Source organism: Kitasatospora sp. NPDC001119 (genome assembly GCF_053598475.1).
Genome location: NZ_JBSFKI010000070.1, coordinates 1 through 14,785, shown reverse-complemented (window position 1 = coordinate 14,785; position 14,785 = coordinate 1). Strand labels below are relative to the sequence as shown.

Below are 14,785 nucleotides of genomic sequence, written 5' to 3'. Positions count from 1 at the left end.
GCGCGGGGCAACCTCGGAGGCGCCCCGTCGATCATGCCCCGGCCGCCCGCGCGACGCGCCCGGACAACCGAACGGCCCGTGCGGACCAGAAGTCCCCACGGGCCGTTCAGCGCTGTCCGGACAACCCTCCGGAGGGGGGTTCACGACCTGACGGGCGACACCGCTCAGAGAGCGGCGAACGCGCCCTCCAGGATGTCCAGGCCCTCGTTCAGCAGGTGCTCCGGCATGACCAGCGGCGGCAGGAAGCGCAGCACGTTGCCGTAGGTGCCGGCGGTCAGCACGACCAGGCCCTCCGCGTGGCACGCCTTGGCGATGGCCGCGGTGACCTCCGCGTTCGGCTCCTTGCCACCCGGCTTCACCAGCTCGACGGCGATCATCGCGCCGCGGCCGCGGACCTCGCCGATGATCTCGTACTTCTCCTGCATGGCCCGCAGGCGGCCCAGCATGATCTCGCCGATCCGCTGCGCCTTGCCGTTGAGGTCCTGCTCCTTCATGGTCTCGATGGCGCCCAGCGCGGCGGCACACGCCACCGGGTTGCCGCCGTAGGTGCCACCCAGGCCACCGGTCTGCGCGGCGTCCATGATCTCGGCGCGGCCGGTCAGCGCGGACAGCGGCAGACCGCCGGCGATGCCCTTGGCGGTGGTGATCAGGTCCGGGACGATGCCCTCGTCCTCGCACGCGAACCACTGGCCGGTACGGCAGAAGCCGGTCTGGATCTCGTCCGCGACGAACACGATGCCGTTCGCCTTCGCGAACTCCACGATCGCCGGCAGGAAGCCCTTGGCCGGCTCGATGAAGCCGCCCTCGCCCTGGATCGGCTCGATGATGATCGCGGCGACGTTCTCGGCACCGATCTGCTTGTTGATGGTGTCGATCGCCTGGGCGGCGGCCTCGGCGGCGGCGTTCTCCGCACCCGTCAGCCAGCGGTACGGGTAGGCGACCGGCACCCGGTAGACCTCGGGGGCGAACGGACCGAAGCCCTGCTTGTACGGCATGTTCTTCGCCGTCAGCGCCAGCGTCAGGTTGGTGCGGCCGTGGTAGCCGTGGTCGAACACCACGATGGCCTGGCGCTTGGTGTAGGCGCGGGCGATCTTCACCGCGTTCTCGACGGCCTCGGAGCCCGAGTTGAACAGCGCGGTGCGCTTCTCGTGGTCACCCGGGGTCAGCTCGTTCAGCTGCTCGGCGACGGCCACGTAACCCTCGTACGGGGTCACCATGAAACAGGTGTGCGTGAAGCTGGCCAGCTGCTCGGTCGTCCGGGCCACCACGGCCTCGGCGCTGTTGCCGACGTTGGTCACGGCGATGCCGGAGCCGAAGTCGATCAGCGAGTTGCCGTCCACGTCCTCCAGCACGCCGCCGTTGGCACGGGACACGTACACCGGCAGGGTGGTGCCGACACCGGCCGCCACCGCACCCAGCTTGCGGGCGTGCAGCTCCTGCGACTTCGGACCGGGGATCGCGGTGACCAGGCGGCGCTCCTGCGGGAGCGGCGTTGCGGCGCTCATGGGGTATCTCCAGACTTCTCGGCTCGGTGCTTCGCAGGCTACGGCCGCCCTCCCCACCCCGGCACGCGCCACTCGGTAGCAGTGCGCCGTCCGACTTGTCCGGCACGGCCAGCGCGGGTGGCGCGACTACCCGCAGGCCGCGCTCCACTACCCTGAGCGCGGGCGTGTCGCCGGTACGGCGGCATGGGTATGGCGGCACCGACGGCGGTCGGGCCGGGCGGGCGGGCGAGGGAACGGGACCGTACATGGCACAGGACGGGGCACACCACCACGGCGAGCGCACCACCACCAGACCCCCGACCCCCCTGCCCCACCAACGGCCCGCGGCGGGCACCTCCTCCTTCGACCTCGCGACCTGGGCCTGCGCCCCGCGCCCCGACGCCGACCCGGGCGTCTACCGGCTCGGCTACCGCCGCGTCGACCCGGAGCGGGCGGAGGCGGCCAAGGTCGCGACCTGGCCGCTGCTGTTGCGGGCGGGGCTGAACGCGGTTGTGGCGTGGTTCGCCTTTGTCTACGGCACACAACTGGTGCTTCACCTGATCGTGATCACCGTCTGGGTCGAACACCCCAGCGAGACCCTTGTGACCGTCGTCGGGCTGTCGGTGAACGTGCTGGTGGCCGCAGCCGTCATCAAGATCTTCGGCCGGATGGGCCGCTGGCCCGAGGTGTGGCGCCGTTACGTCGCGCCGCTGCTGTCGCGCACGGTGACGGAGGAGCAGCCCGTCGAGGAGGACGTCCCGGGGGCGGTCGAGGCCGTGCGCGGGCAGGACCCGTGGGACGGGCTGCGCCGGGGCGGTGCGGCCGAGGCGGCCGTCCGGCTGGAGGGCGAGGCCGTGGGGGACGTCGACTACGTGCGGATCCGGCGCGCCTGGGAGTCCGCGCAGGCGGACCCGGTGTTCGTGCCCGCCTTCACCGAGCAGGTGGCCAGCCGCGGCGCGGCGGCCTTCGCCCATCCCTCCGAGGCGCGCGAGCTGCCCGGCCGTGCCGAGCGGCACGATCTGCTGCTCGGCCAGGTCCGGCTCGGTACGGCGCAGGACGTCCCGAAGAATCCGCTGGGCCACCGGGCGGCCGGTTTCGCGCTGGACCCGGCGGTGCTGGGCACCTCGCTGCTGGCGGTGGGTCCGGCGGGGACGGGGAAGACGGCGCGGCTGGCCCGGCCGGTGGCCGAGGCGCTGTGCCTGCAGGCGCTGTCCGGTACGGCCTGTGCGGTGGTGGTCGGGGCGGCGGACGCCGATCTCGGCCCGGATTCCTGGTACGACGTGGTGATCGCGCCCGGCGACCGGTCCTCGCTGTACGGGCTGGACCTCTACGGCGCCGCGCGGGACCCGGACGAGGCGGCCGCCCGGTTGGCCGAGGCGCTGCTGCCGGACGAGCTGACGGCCCGCGCGGAGCATGCCCGTACCGCGCTGCAGCAGGTGGTGGGCCCGTTCCACGCGGCGTACGGCCGCTATCCGGGGGTGCGGGAGCTGCGGGCGCTGTTGGCGGGTGAGCCGGACGTGCTGGCGGCGCTGGTGAAGGCGCTCGGCGTGGCGGGCCGACTCGCCGTCCACGAGCGGGACCTGGAGTACCGGGAGCGGCAGCGCGACCGGGCGGACGACCCCGGGGCGCTGCTGGCGGACCGGTTGGCGCTGCTGGAGCGGCCCGCCTTCGAGGGCGCTTTCGCGACCGACGGCACGGGTCGGCCGCCGTTCGCGATGCGGGTGCTGGACCACCCGCTGCGGGTGCGGGTGAAGCTGCCGGAGCGGAGCCACCCGGAGGCGGCGCGGATGCTGTCCCGGCTGGTGGTGGGGCAGTTCGTGCAGGCGGCGGGGGCCCGCGAGGACCGTTCGCTGTTCGCGGGCCTGGTGGTGGACGACGCCTCGGCGGCGCTGGACGCCGCCGCCGTGCGCGGGTTGCAGCGGATGCGCGGGGCGAACGCGGGCGCGGTGCTGCTGCTGCGGACGCTGGTGGACCTGCCCGAGGCGTTGCGGGCGCCGCTGTTCGGCGCGGTCGGCTGTCGGATGGCGTTCCCGGGGATCGCGCCGTGGGACGGGAAGCTGTTCTCGGAGGCCTGGGGGACGCACCTGGTGCAGGAGACCGCGGTCACCCACACCCCCGACACCTCCGGTGGGGTGATACGGCGGGCGGGGCGGGTCGGGCGGAAGGCGTTGTCGGGGACGACGGCGCAGACGGAGTCGGTGACGACGCGGGATGTGGAGCGGCTGCGGTGGTCGCCGTCGGATCTGGCGCACGCGTTGCCGGCGGGGCATGCGGTGGTGTCGTTGACGGCGGTGTCGGGGGAGCAGGTTCCGCCGCTGCTGGTGGACCTCAGGGGCTGAGGGCGGGCGGCGGGGGAAGTCGCCTTCGAGGTGGATTCGGCAGTGCGGGTTGTCCGGGGCGTCCATAATGAAGGGGAGAGACCCTCACCAGTCCCACGTCCCTCTCCTCGCCCGGCCGCAACGGCGCGGTCAGGTCGATCCTTCGAAGGTGCCATGCCCCCCACACTCGCCTCCGTCGTCCGCAACACGTCGCTCCATCTGACGGTCCTCGCCGGTGCGGATCACCTGGAGCGGCCGGTCCGCTGGGTGCACACCAGTGAGCTGGACGACCCGACGCCGTTCCTGGAGGGTGGTGAGCTGCTGCTCACCACCGGTATCAAGCTGGGCCGTACGGCGGCGCAGTTGCAGGCGTACGTGCACCGGCTGGCCGATGCGGGGGTGGTCGGGCTGGGGCTCGGGGTGGGGTTGTCGCACACGGAGGTGCCGCAGCCGCTGGTGGACGCGGCGGCGCAGCGCGGGCTGCCGTTGCTGCGGGTGCCGGAGCCGACGCCGTTCATCGCGATCAGCAAGGTGGTGTCGGCGGCGCTGGCCGCGGAGCAGTACGAGGCGGTGACGACCAGCTTCGAGGCGCAGGAGGAGCTGACCCGGGCGGCGCTGGGCAAGGACGGCACGACGGCGGTGGTGCGCCGGCTGGCGGCCCGGCTGGGTGGCTGGGCGGCGCTGTACGACGGGTCGGGTGCGCTGTCGGTGGTGGCGCCGGACTGGGCGGCGCGCCGGGCTGGGCGGCTGGCGGCGGAGGTGGACCGGTTGCGTCGGCGTCCGGCGCCGTCGAGTGCGGCGTTGCAGGGGCGCGCGCCGGGGATAGACACGGCGGACGAGGACTACGTGGTGGTCCAGTCGCTGGGGGCGGACCGGCGGGCCCGGGGTTTCCTGGCGGTCGGGACCGAGGACCGGATCACGCCGACCGAGCGGTACGTGCTGAACGCGGCGGTGGCGCTGCTGACCCTCACCCTGGAGCGTTCGCGGGAGCTGCGGCAGGCCGAGGAGCGGATGGGCGCGGCGCTGCTGCGGATGGTGCTGGCCGGTGAGGTGGCGACGGCCCGCCAGGTGGCGGTGGGGCTGTTCGGGGGGCTGCCGGAGGGGACGATACGGGTGCTGGTGGCCGGGGCCGGTCCGGCCAACGCGGATGCCGCGGAGGCGCTCGGGGAGCTGGGTGACCGGGCCGAGCAGGCGGGCGCCCGGGTGGGCGAGAAGCTGCTGGTGGCGCGGGAGGACGGTGCGCACGGGCCGCGGCTGATGGTGCTGGCGCTGGACAACGGCGCGGTGCACCGGGCCTGTCTGGGCGCGGTGGAGGAGCACGAGGGCCTGTCGCTGGGCGTCTCGGCGCCGGCCGCGCTGGAGGAGGCGGGGACGGCGAACGCGCAGGCGGAGCGGGCGCTGGCGGTGGCGCTGCGCGGTGGCCGCCGGTCGGTGGACCACGAGGAGGTCGGCGCGGGGTCGCTGCTGCCGCTGCTCGGCGAGGACGCGGTGACGGCCTTCGCGGAGGGGCTGCTGCGGCCGTTGCGGGAGCACGACCGGACGGCCCGCGGGGATCTGGTGGCCTCGTTGCGGGCGTGGCTGTCGCGGCACGGCCAGTGGGACGCGGCGGCGGCGGACCTGGGTGTGCACCGGCACACGCTGCGCTACCGGATGCGCCGGGTCGAGGAGCTGTTGGGCCGGTCGCTGGACGACACGGACGTGCGGATGGAGCTGTGGCTGGCGCTGCGCTCCGGCGAGGAGTGAGGCGCCGGCGGGGTGTGGGGTTCCGGCGGCCCGCGGGGCGCCGGTAGGACGCGGTGGAGTGGCCCCGGGGGCGAACGCTCCTAGTCGGCCAATCCGGTCGGCGCGCCGCCGCGCCTACCCTCAAAACCGGGTCCCACGTCCGTGGGCCGTAGGACAGACGAGGAGAGGGCCGGTACCACGGTGACCACCACGTACGATTTCTGGCTCGCCGGCCGCCGGGCGAGCGGTGACGCCGACTTCGAGGTGCACAACAGCTGGGACGGCCGTCTGGTCGGCAAGGTGAGCATCCCGACCGAGGCGCAGGTCGAGGAGGCGCTGGACGCCGCCGTGGCCGCGCTGCCGGTGTTCGCCGCCACCCCGGCGCACCAGCGTGCCGCCGCCCTGGACCACGTGGCCAAGCGGCTGACCGAGCGCACCGAGGAGCTCGCCCAGCTGGTCAGCGCCGAGAACGGCAAGCCGATCAAGTGGGCCCGCGGTGAGATCGGCCGCGCGGTGTCGGTCTTCCGCTGGGCCGCCGAGGAGGCGCGCCGCACCAACGGCGAGACCATGCGGCTGGACACCGACCCGGGCGGCGTGGGCCGTTTCGCGGTGGTGCGCCGTTTCCCGCGCGGTGTGGTGCTGGGGATCGCCCCGTTCAACTTCCCGCTGAACCTGGTCGCCCACAAGGTCGCCCCGGCGATCGCGGTCGGCGCCCCGATCATCCTGAAGCCGGCTCCGTCGACCCCGCTGTCGGCGATGGTGCTGGGCGAGATCCTGGCCGAGACCGACCTGCCGGTCGGCTCCTGGTCGATCCTGACCGTGCCGAACGACCGGATGCCGGCCCTGGTGCAGGACGAGCGCCTGCCGGTGATCTCGTTCACCGGTTCGGACAAGGTCGGCTACCAGATCATGGACTCGGTGCCGCGCAAGCACTGCACCCTGGAGCTCGGCGGCAACGCCGCGGCCGTGGTGCTCGCCGACTGGTCCTCGGAGGCCGACCTGGACTGGGCGGCCACCCGGATCGCGATGTTCGCGAACTACCAGGGCGGCCAGTCCTGCATCTCGGTGCAGCGGGTGATCGCCGACGCCTCGGTGTACGACGCGCTGGCGGAGAAGGTCGTCGCCAAGGTCAGGGCGCAGGTCACCGGTGACCCGGCCGACGACGCGACCGACGTCGGCCCGCTGATCGACGAGAACGCCGCGAAGCGCGTCGAGTCCTGGGTCGAGGACGCGGTCGCCAAGGGCGCCAAGGTGCTCACCGGCGGTACCCGTGAGGGTGCGACCTATGCCCCGACCGTGCTGGCCGACCTGCCCGGTGACGCGATCCTGGCCAAGGCCGAGGTGTTCGGCCCGGTGCTGTCGCTGCACAGGGTGGACGGCGTGGACGAGGCCTTCGCGGCCGTCAACGACTCGGCGTTCGGTCTCCAGGCGGGCGTGTTCACCCACGACCTGCAGACCGCCTTCCGCGCCCACCGGGAGCTGGAGGTCGGCGGTGTGATCATCGGCGACGCGCCGTCCTACCGTGCCGACCAGATGCCGTACGGCGGCGTCAAGGACTCCGGTGTCGGCCGTGAGGGCGTCAAGTACGCGATGGACGACTACACCGTCGAGAAGGTCATGGTCCTGACCGGTCTCGACCTCTGAGACCTCAGAGACCTCTGAGATCGCCGGGGCTGTGAGGCCCCTGACCGACGCGGTGTCGTCGTAGGCGGGAGGGCCCGGTTCGCCGAACCGGGCCCTCTTCGCGTTCGCGCCCCGGCGCGGGCTCAGCCGTCGTGTCCGGCGGCCGCCGCGACCGCCTCCTCGACGGTGGCGTTCCCGGCGACCAACTCCAGGGTCAGCCCGGCGGTGCCCGGTTCGCGCAGCAGGGCGGCCAGGACGGCGGCGACGTCGGCCCGGTCCACCGCGCCGCGGTCGACGGAGGGGGCGAGCCGGACCAGGCCGGTGCCGGGGCCGTCGGTGAGCCGTCCGGGGCGCAGCACCGTCCAGTCCAGCGCGGTGCGGGCCCGGACGGCGTCGTCGGCGGCGCCCTTGGCCCGCAGGTAGGTCTCGAAGACCTCGTCGGCGGGGAAATGGGCCTGGGCGTCGGCGGCCATCGCCGAGACCATCAGGTACCGGCGGACCCCGGCGAGTTCGGCGGCGTCGGCGAGCAGCACGGCGGCGTCCCGGTCGACGGTGTTCTTGCGGGCGGCGCCGCTGCCCGGTCCGGCGCCGGCGGCGAAGACCACCGCGTCGGCGCCGGTGAGCAGTGCGGCGAGCCGGGTGGCGGTGGCGGCCTCCAGGTCGAGCAGCAGCGGCTCGGCGCCGGCGTCGACGAGGTCCTGGGCCTGTTCGGGGCGGCGGATGATCCCGGCGGGGCGTTCGCCGCGGGCGGCGAGCAGCCGTTCCAGGTGGAGCGCGATCTGTCCGTGGCCCCCGGCGATGACGGTACGCATGGTCCGACGGTAGTCCGAAGGGTCGGAAGTCGTCCTGGGGAGTGCCGCGAACAGGACACAATGGGCGCATGACTTCGCTCGCCCACCCGCAGCTGCGTTTCACGCCCACCGTGGCGGACCCCTCCGGCCCCCGGGAGCTGGTGATCCTGGGTTCCACCGGGTCGATCGGCACCCAGGCCATCGACGTGGTGCTCCGCAACCCGGACCGTTTCCGGGTGGTCGCCCTGTCGGCGGCGGGCGGTCGGGTGGAGCTGCTCGCCGAGCAGGCGGTGCGGCTGGGCGTGCACACCGTGGCGGTGGCAGATCCGGCGGCCGTCCCGGCGCTGCGCGAGGCGCTGGCCGCGAAGGCGGCGGGCGGTGCGCTGCCGACCGTGCTGGCGGGCCCGGACGCGGCGACCGAGCTGGCCGCTCTGGAGTGCCACTCGGTGCTGAACGGCATCACGGGGTCGATCGGCCTGCGGCCGACGCTGGCGGCGCTGAAGGCGGGCCGGGTGCTGGTGCTGGCCAACAAGGAGTCGCTGATCGTCGGCGGTCCGCTGGTGAAGGCGGTGGCGAAGCCGGGCCAGATCGTGCCGGTGGACTCCGAGCACGCGGCGCTGTTCCAGGCGCTGGCCGGCGGGACCCGGGCCGAGGTGCGCAAGCTGGTGGTCACCGCGAGCGGCGGCCCGTTCCGCAACCGCACCCGTGAGCAGCTGGCCGGGGTGACCCCGCAGGACGCGCTGGCGCACCCGACCTGGGCGATGGGCCCGGTCGTCACGATCAACTCGGCCACCCTGGTGAACAAGGGCCTGGAGGTGATCGAGGCGCACCTGCTGTACGACGTGCCGTTCGACCGGATCGAGGTCGTGGTCCACCCGCAGTCGGTGGTGCATTCGATGGTGGAGTTCACCGACGGTTCGACCCTGGCGCAGGCCAGCCCGCCGGACATGCGGATGCCGATCGCGCTGGGCCTGGGCTGGCCGGACCGGGTGCCGGACGCGGCCCCCGCCTGCGACTGGACCAGGGCCGCCACCTGGGAGTTCTTCCCGCTGGACGACGAGGCCTTCCCGGCGGTCGAGCTGGCCCGTGAGGTGGGCACCCTGGGCGGTACCAACCCGGCGGTGTTCAACGCGGCCAACGAGGAGTGTGTGGAGGCGTTCCTGAAGGGCCGCCTCGCTTTCACCGGAATCGTGGACACTGTTGCCAAGGTCGTGGCCGAGCACGGTCAGCGGGACGGCGCTCCGGCGGCGGGAACTTCCCTGACGGTCGAGGACGTCCTGCACGCGGAGGACTGGGCGCGCGCCCGGGCCCGCGAGCTGGCGGCCGGCTGACGGTCGACCGACGACCCCGATTGCGGTAGGACGAGACGATGAGCGGAGCGGCATGACGGAGGACCAGCGGTGGCAACGGTTTTGACGGTGGTCGGCATCCTGGTCTTCGTCATCGGGCTGCTCGTCTCGATCGCCTGGCACGAACTCGGCCACCTCTCCACGGCCAAGCTGTTTGGCATCCGGGTGCCCCAGTACATGGTCGGCTTCGGCCCGACCCTCTGGTCGCGCCGGAAGGGCGAGACCGAGTACGGCATCAAGGCGATCCCGTTCGGCGGGTACATCCGGATGATCGGGATGTTCCCGCCGGGCGAGGACGGCCGGATCACCAAGCGCAGCAGTTCCCCCTGGCGCACCATGATCGAGGACGCCCGCGAGGCCTCCTACGAGGAGCTCCAGGAGGGTGACGAGAGCCGGCTCTTCTACACCCGCAAGCCGTGGAAGCGCATGATCGTGATGTTCGCCGGGCCGTTCATGAACCTGGTCCTGGCGTTCGGGCTCTTCCTGACCGTCATGATGGGCTTCGGCGTCTCGATGACGGTGCCGACCATCGGCTCGGTCGCCCAGTGCGTGGTCAAGGCGGGCCAGCCCACCGACACCTGCCCCGCCGACGCGCCCAAGACCCCGGCCAACGAGGTGGGGCTGCGCCAGGGCGACAAGGTGCTCTCCTTCGACGGCGACCGGATCCGCGACTACGACCAGCTCCAGGCGGACATCCGGAAGTCGGCCGGCAAGCAGGTGGCGATCGTCGTGGAGCGCGGTGGCGAGCGGCTCACCTTCACGCCCACCATCGCCGTCAACGACGTGCAGAAGTACGACGGCAACGGCGTGCCGCTGAAGGGCCAGACCGTGCAGGCCGGGTTCCTCGGGTTCACCCCGAAGAGCGAAACCGTCCAGCTCGGCTTCGGGCAGTCGGTGGACCGGATGTACGACATGGCCGAGAACGGGGTGAAGTCGCTGGCCGCCCTGCCGGGCAAGATCCCCGGGCTCTGGAACGCCGTCGTCGGCGACGCCCCGCGCGACCCGGACTCCCCGGTCGGCATGGTCGGCGCGGCCCGGGTCAGCGGCGAGGTCTTCTCGCTCGACCTGCCCGCCACTCAGCGGATCGCGTTCTTCGTGAACCTGCTGGCCGGCATCAACCTGTCGCTCTTCCTCTTCAACATGCTGCCGCTGCTCCCGCTGGACGGCGGGCACATCGCCGGCGCGGCCTGGGAGGCGGTCCGGCGCCGCTTCGCACAGCTGTTCAGGCGGCCCGACCCGGGCCCGTTCGACGTCGCCAGGCTGATGCCGGTGGCGTACGTGGTGGCCAGCATCTTCATCGGCTTCACGCTCCTGGTGATGGTCGCCGACCTGGTGAACCCGGTGAAGATCAGTTAGGGCGTTCGGGTACCACGGGTGTGCTGGGCGCCGTTGCGGTGCCGTACCGTGGAGGCCGGGTGCGCGATCGTCAGCGCGCCCGGCCTCGGCCGTGTCACGGCCGGGCGGTCGACCACACCTCAACCCCGGGGAACCCTGCGCACATGACCGCGATCTCGCTCGGTATTCCGTCCCTGCCGCTCAAGCCGCTGGCCAAGCGCCGCTACTCCCGGCAGATCATGGTCGGCAACGTGCCGGTCGGCGGCGACGCCCCGGTCTCGGTGCAGTCGATGACCACCACGGTCACCTCCGACATCAACGCCACGCTGCAGCAGATCGCCCAGCTCACCGCGTCCGGCTGCCAGATCGTCCGGGTCGCCGTCCCCACGCAGGACGACGCCGACGCGCTGCCGATCATCGCCAAGAAGTCGCAGATCCCGGTCATCGCGGACATCCACTTCCAGCCGAAGTACGTCTTCGCCGCGATCGACGCCGGCTGCGCCGCGGTGCGCGTGAACCCGGGCAACATCAAGCAGTTCGACGACAAGGTCGGCGAGATCGCCAAGGCCGCCAAGGACGCGGGCGTGCCGATCCGGATCGGCGTCAACGCCGGCTCGCTGGACAAGCGCCTGCTGGAGAAGTACGGCCGGGCCACCCCGGAGGCGCTGGTCGAGTCGGCGCTGTGGGAGTGCTCGCTGTTCGAGGAGCACGACTTCCGCGACATCAAGATCTCGGTCAAGCACAACGACCCGGTCGTGATGATCAACGCCTACCGCCAGCTCGCCGCCGCGTGCGACTACCCGCTGCACCTCGGCGTGACCGAGGCCGGGCCGGCCTTCCAGGGCACCATCAAGTCGGCGGTCGCCTTCGGCGCGCTGCTGGCCGAGGGCATCGGCGACACCATCCGGGTCTCGCTCTCCGCCCCGCCGGCCGAGGAGATCAAGGTCGGCAACCAGATCCTGGAGTCGCTCGGGCTGCGCGAGCGCGGCCTGGAGATCGTCTCCTGCCCCTCCTGCGGGCGCGCCCAGGTGGACGTCTACAAGCTCGCGGAGGAGGTCACCGCCGGGCTGGAGGGCATGGAGGTGCCGCTGCGGGTGGCCGTCATGGGCTGCGTCGTGAACGGCCCGGGCGAGGCCCGGGAGGCCGACCTCGGGGTCGCCTCCGGCAACGGCAAGGGCCAGATCTTCGTCAAGGGCGAGGTCATCAAGACCGTTCCGGAGTCGAAGATCGTCGAGACCCTGATCGAGGAGGCCCTCAAGCTCGCCGAGCAGATGCAGGCGGCGGGTGTCGAGGCGGGGGCGCCGACCGTGGTCGCCGGGGAGTGAAGGGCCGCGGGGGAGCGGCCCCCGCGCAGCGTGATTCCGACAGCCGTAGGTTGTCCTGACCGTGCCGGGAGCGTCCGCGCGGTGTTTTCCGGAAGCGGGGCCGTCCGTTCGCGGACGGCCCCGCGGCCGTAGCCGGGTGGGGCCACGGAGTAGGGTGCGGCCAGAGTCGTCTCAGTGAGGTGCTGTCCCGATGCTCGATCGCGGTGTGATGCTCCCGAGCTCCTTCCAGGCCGCCCGGGCCCTGGCCACCACCCGCGTGCTGGAACCGCCGGACCTGCCGGAGGCCCTGGAGATCCTCCACCGCGACCCGGTGGCCAACGCCTTCGTCGCGACCAGGGTCGAGGCCGTCGGGCTGGACCCGTGGCGGCTCGGCGGGGAGATGTGGGGCTGGTACGACGGGGACGGCGTGCTGGGCGCGCTCTGCTACGCCGGGGCGAACCTGGTCCTGGTCGACGCCGGGCCGGAAGCGGTCGCGGCGTTCGCGGAACGGGCCCGCCGCCAGGGGCGGCGCTGCTCCTCGATCGTCGGGCCGGCGGCGGCCACGGCGGCCTTCTGGGCACTGCTGGAGCGCAGTTGGGGCCCGCCCCGGGACGTCCGGGCGCACCAGCCGCTGATGGCGACCTCGGTGCCGTCGGCGGAGATCGCGCCGGATCCGCTGGTGCGGAGGGTGCGGCGCAACGAGGTCGAGACCCTGATGCCGGCCTGCGTGGCGATGTTCACCGAGGAGGTGGGAGTGTCGCCGCTCGCCGGGGACGGAGGGCTCCTCTACCAGGCCCGGGTGGCCGAACTCGTTTCCACCGGACGGTCGTTCGCGCGGTTCGGCGAGGACGGGCAGGTCGTCTTCAAGGCGGAGATCGGGGCGGTGACGGAGGGGGCCTGCCAGATCCAGGGGGTCTGGGTCGCTCCGGAGCACCGGGGGCGGGGGCTCTCCGAGACGGGGATGGCGGCGGTCCTGGAGGTCGCGTTGCGGGAGGTGGCGCCGGTGGTGTCGCTGTACGTCAACGACTTCAACCTGCGGGCCCGGGCCGCGTACCGGCGGGTGGGGTTCCAGGAGGTCGGGGCGTTCATGAGCGTGCTGTTCTGAGCGGCCCGTTCGGGCCGCGCGGGGCGCTGTTGGGATCTTCGGCCGCGCCGCGGGGCCGCTGGTAGTAACGTCCGGAGCATGGATCAGCTGACCGGGGTGACGATCGGGGCCATCGACCTCGCGGACTGGGCGCCGCAGGCGCTGGAGGTCCAGGCGGTGGCGTTCGGGCTGACGCCCGAGGAGGTCGCGGTACGGCTGCACATCGTGGGGCGGCACGCCCAGCAGCCGGGGGTGATCGCGCTCGGGGCGATGAGCGGGGGGCGGCTGGTCGGGTTCGGGTACGGGATGCCCAACCAGCGGGAGCACTGGTGGAGCACGGTGATCGAGCCCTACCTGGCCGCCCGCGGGTACGGGGACTGGCTGGACGGGGTCTTCGCCGTCACCGAACTGCACGTGCTGCCGGAGTTCCAGGGGCAGGGGGTCGGCTCGCGGATCATCCGGACGCTGTGCGAGGGGTCGGGGCTGGAGCGGAGCATCCTCTCGGCGATCGACGCGGAGACGCCGGCGCGGCGGCTCTACCGGGCGCTGGGGTACCGGGACCTGGCGCGGGCGGTGCGGTTCCCGGCGACGGACCGGCTGTACGCGGTGATGGGGGCGCCGTTGCCCCTGCGGGGGGCCGGGGGGTAACTGCCTTCGGGGCGGGGGGAGTTGGCGGGGCCGGCGGGTCAGAGGGTGTCGGCGAACTCGAGGTAGAGCTCGGCGTCCTCGCGGCGGTCGGCGGCGAGGGCGCGGAGCGCGAGGTCGACGGCGCGGAAGAGGGTCCAGCCGCGGAGGCGGTCCTGGTCGACCTCGAGGGCTTCGGAGAGCCGGCCCAGGCGGCGGCGGACGGCGGCGGGGGCGCCGGGGGAACCGAACAGGGTGTCGGCGCGGTCCAGCGCCAGCCGGGCCAGGTCGTAGGCGCGTTCGCCGGCCAGCGGGCGCGGGTCGACGGCCAGCCAGGGGGCGCGGTCGGCGGCCAGGACGTTGCCGTGGTGGAAGTCGCCGTGCAGGAGGAAGGACTCGTCGGCGGAGCCGGCCAGGTCCCGGGCGGTGTCCAGCGCCTCGGCGATCAGCGGCCGCGCCTCGGCGGCGACGGGGTGGGGGAGTTCCGCGAGACGGGCGGCGGCGTCGACCCGCTGGGAGAGCGCGGGGAACGGGTGGCCCTCGGGGAGCTCCGTCCAGAGGCGGTGCAGCAGGCTGGTGGCCTCCAGCATGGCCTTGGGCTCGGCGAGCGAGCGCAGCGGGATCCCGCCGTGGAGGCGTTCGAGCAGCAGGACGCCCTCGGCGGGGGCGGAGTCGAGCAGGAGGACCGCTCCGCGGCCGGCCCAGTGGGCCAGGGCGGTGTGCTCGTGGACGGTCTCGGGGGTGGGGAAGCCGACCTTGAGGACGGCGGGGGAGAGGTCGTCGCGGTGGACGTACGCGACGAGGCTGAGGCTGCCGCCGGGGTCGAGGACCCGTTCCAGGGTGAGGTTCCAGGCGGCCAGGTGGGCGGCGGTCCTGGCGGGGAGGGTGGCGAGCCAGGGGTGGGCGGCTTCGCCTTGGGTGGCGGTGACGCTGTGCGTCAGCCAGGTGGGGACGGTGATGGTGGGTTCGGCTCCCGACATGGGTCCATTGTGGGGGTTTGGGGTGGGGGGGTGGGCTCTCGGGAGGGTGGGTGGCGGGGGTGGCTCCGGGGGTGGCCGCTCCGGGGGCTGGATGATTTTCAGACTGCCAACCCTGGAGGTGGGGCGTTCAGACCGTTGGCAGTCTGAAAATCACCCGTCACGCCCCTCTCC

At 73.2% G+C, this 14,785-nt stretch carries 11 protein-coding genes; 8 read left to right on the top strand and 3 right to left on the bottom strand.

Annotated features, from left to right (window positions below):
* Positions 1 to 164 precede the first annotated feature (164 nt).
* Complete coding sequence (gabT, locus tag ACWDD9_RS42325) at positions 165 to 1,505, bottom strand: 4-aminobutyrate--2-oxoglutarate transaminase (RefSeq protein WP_049651302.1); 1,341 nt, start codon at positions 1,503 to 1,505, stop codon at positions 165 to 167.
* Between the two features lie 245 nt (positions 1,506 to 1,750).
* On the opposite strand from gabT, the gene ACWDD9_RS42320 reads away from it, so the two are divergent.
* The 3 genes from ACWDD9_RS42320 (at position 1,751) to ACWDD9_RS42310 (ending at position 7,168) form a co-directional block, all read left to right on the top strand.
* Complete coding sequence (locus tag ACWDD9_RS42320; RefSeq protein WP_449814599.1) at positions 1,751 to 3,823, top strand: ATP-binding protein; 2,073 nt, start codon at positions 1,751 to 1,753, stop codon at positions 3,821 to 3,823.
* A gap of 153 nt (positions 3,824 to 3,976) precedes the next feature.
* Positions 3,977 to 5,545 carry a PucR family transcriptional regulator gene (locus ACWDD9_RS42315; RefSeq protein WP_049651301.1) on the top strand — a complete coding sequence of 523 codons (1,569 nt, stop codon included), beginning with the start codon at positions 3,977 to 3,979 and terminating at the stop codon, positions 5,543 to 5,545.
* A gap of 180 nt (positions 5,546 to 5,725) precedes the next feature.
* Positions 5,726 to 7,168 carry an aldehyde dehydrogenase family protein gene (locus tag ACWDD9_RS42310; RefSeq protein WP_049651300.1) on the top strand — a complete coding sequence of 481 codons (1,443 nt, stop codon included), beginning with the start codon at positions 5,726 to 5,728 and terminating at the stop codon, positions 7,166 to 7,168.
* Between the two features lie 122 nt (positions 7,169 to 7,290).
* Here the strand turns inward: ACWDD9_RS42310 and ACWDD9_RS42305 are convergent, their stop codons facing one another.
* On the bottom strand, positions 7,291 to 7,959 hold the full coding sequence (locus ACWDD9_RS42305; RefSeq protein WP_117487826.1) for an NAD(P)H-binding protein: 669 nt from the start codon (positions 7,957 to 7,959) through the stop codon (positions 7,291 to 7,293).
* A gap of 68 nt (positions 7,960 to 8,027) precedes the next feature.
* On the opposite strand from ACWDD9_RS42305, the gene dxr reads away from it, so the two are divergent.
* The 5 genes from dxr (at position 8,028) to ACWDD9_RS42280 (ending at position 13,658) form a co-directional block, all read left to right on the top strand.
* Positions 8,028 to 9,269 carry a 1-deoxy-D-xylulose-5-phosphate reductoisomerase gene (gene dxr, locus ACWDD9_RS42300; protein ID WP_049651298.1) on the top strand — a complete coding sequence of 414 codons (1,242 nt, stop codon included), beginning with the start codon at positions 8,028 to 8,030 and terminating at the stop codon, positions 9,267 to 9,269.
* A gap of 69 nt (positions 9,270 to 9,338) precedes the next feature.
* Positions 9,339 to 10,643 carry a M50 family metallopeptidase gene (locus ACWDD9_RS42295; protein WP_449814598.1) on the top strand — a complete coding sequence of 435 codons (1,305 nt, stop codon included), beginning with the start codon at positions 9,339 to 9,341 and terminating at the stop codon, positions 10,641 to 10,643.
* 143 nt (positions 10,644 to 10,786) lie between these two features.
* Positions 10,787 to 11,947 (top strand): flavodoxin-dependent (E)-4-hydroxy-3-methylbut-2-enyl-diphosphate synthase, encoded by a 1,161-nt coding sequence (gene ispG, locus ACWDD9_RS42290; RefSeq protein ID WP_049651296.1) that lies wholly within the window; start codon positions 10,787 to 10,789, stop codon positions 11,945 to 11,947.
* Positions 11,948 to 12,155: 208 nt separating this feature from the next.
* Positions 12,156 to 13,031, top strand: a complete 876-nt coding sequence (locus ACWDD9_RS42285; RefSeq protein ID WP_049651309.1) for a GNAT family N-acetyltransferase — start codon at positions 12,156 to 12,158, stop codon at positions 13,029 to 13,031.
* A 78-nt stretch (positions 13,032 to 13,109) separates the two neighbouring features.
* Positions 13,110 to 13,658 carry a GNAT family N-acetyltransferase gene (locus ACWDD9_RS42280; RefSeq protein ID WP_049651295.1) on the top strand — a complete coding sequence of 183 codons (549 nt, stop codon included), beginning with the start codon at positions 13,110 to 13,112 and terminating at the stop codon, positions 13,656 to 13,658.
* 38 nt (positions 13,659 to 13,696) lie between these two features.
* On the opposite strand, the gene ACWDD9_RS42275 is transcribed toward ACWDD9_RS42280, so the two are convergent.
* Positions 13,697 to 14,614: an aminoglycoside phosphotransferase family protein gene (locus tag ACWDD9_RS42275; protein WP_449814597.1), complete on the bottom strand. Its 918-nt coding sequence runs from the start codon at positions 14,612 to 14,614 to the stop codon at positions 13,697 to 13,699.
* Between the last annotated feature and the right edge of the window lie 171 nt (positions 14,615 to 14,785).

What these genes read in the sequence shown, in the direction of transcription:
- ispG (WP_049651296.1), top strand. Translation starts at nt 10,787, where the DNA reads ATGACCGCGATCTCGCTCGGTATTCCGTCCCTGCCGCTCAAGCCGCTG.
- ACWDD9_RS42315 (WP_049651301.1), top strand. Translation starts at nt 3,977, where the DNA reads ATGCCCCCCACACTCGCCTCCGTCGTCCGCAACACGTCGCTCCATCTG.
- ACWDD9_RS42285 (WP_049651309.1), top strand. Translation starts at nt 12,156, where the DNA reads ATGCTCCCGAGCTCCTTCCAGGCCGCCCGGGCCCTGGCCACCACCCGC.
- dxr (WP_049651298.1), top strand. Translation starts at nt 8,028, where the DNA reads ATGACTTCGCTCGCCCACCCGCAGCTGCGTTTCACGCCCACCGTGGCG.
- gabT (WP_049651302.1), bottom strand. Translation starts at nt 1,505, where the DNA reads ATGAGCGCCGCAACGCCGCTCCCGCAGGAGCGCCGCCTGGTCACCGCG.
- ACWDD9_RS42280 (WP_049651295.1), top strand. Translation starts at nt 13,110, where the DNA reads ATGGATCAGCTGACCGGGGTGACGATCGGGGCCATCGACCTCGCGGAC.
- ACWDD9_RS42305 (WP_117487826.1), bottom strand. Translation starts at nt 7,959, where the DNA reads ATGCGTACCGTCATCGCCGGGGGCCACGGACAGATCGCGCTCCACCTG.
- ACWDD9_RS42320 (WP_449814599.1), top strand. Translation starts at nt 1,751, where the DNA reads ATGGCACAGGACGGGGCACACCACCACGGCGAGCGCACCACCACCAGA.
- ACWDD9_RS42275 (WP_449814597.1), bottom strand. Translation starts at nt 14,614, where the DNA reads ATGTCGGGAGCCGAACCCACCATCACCGTCCCCACCTGGCTGACGCAC.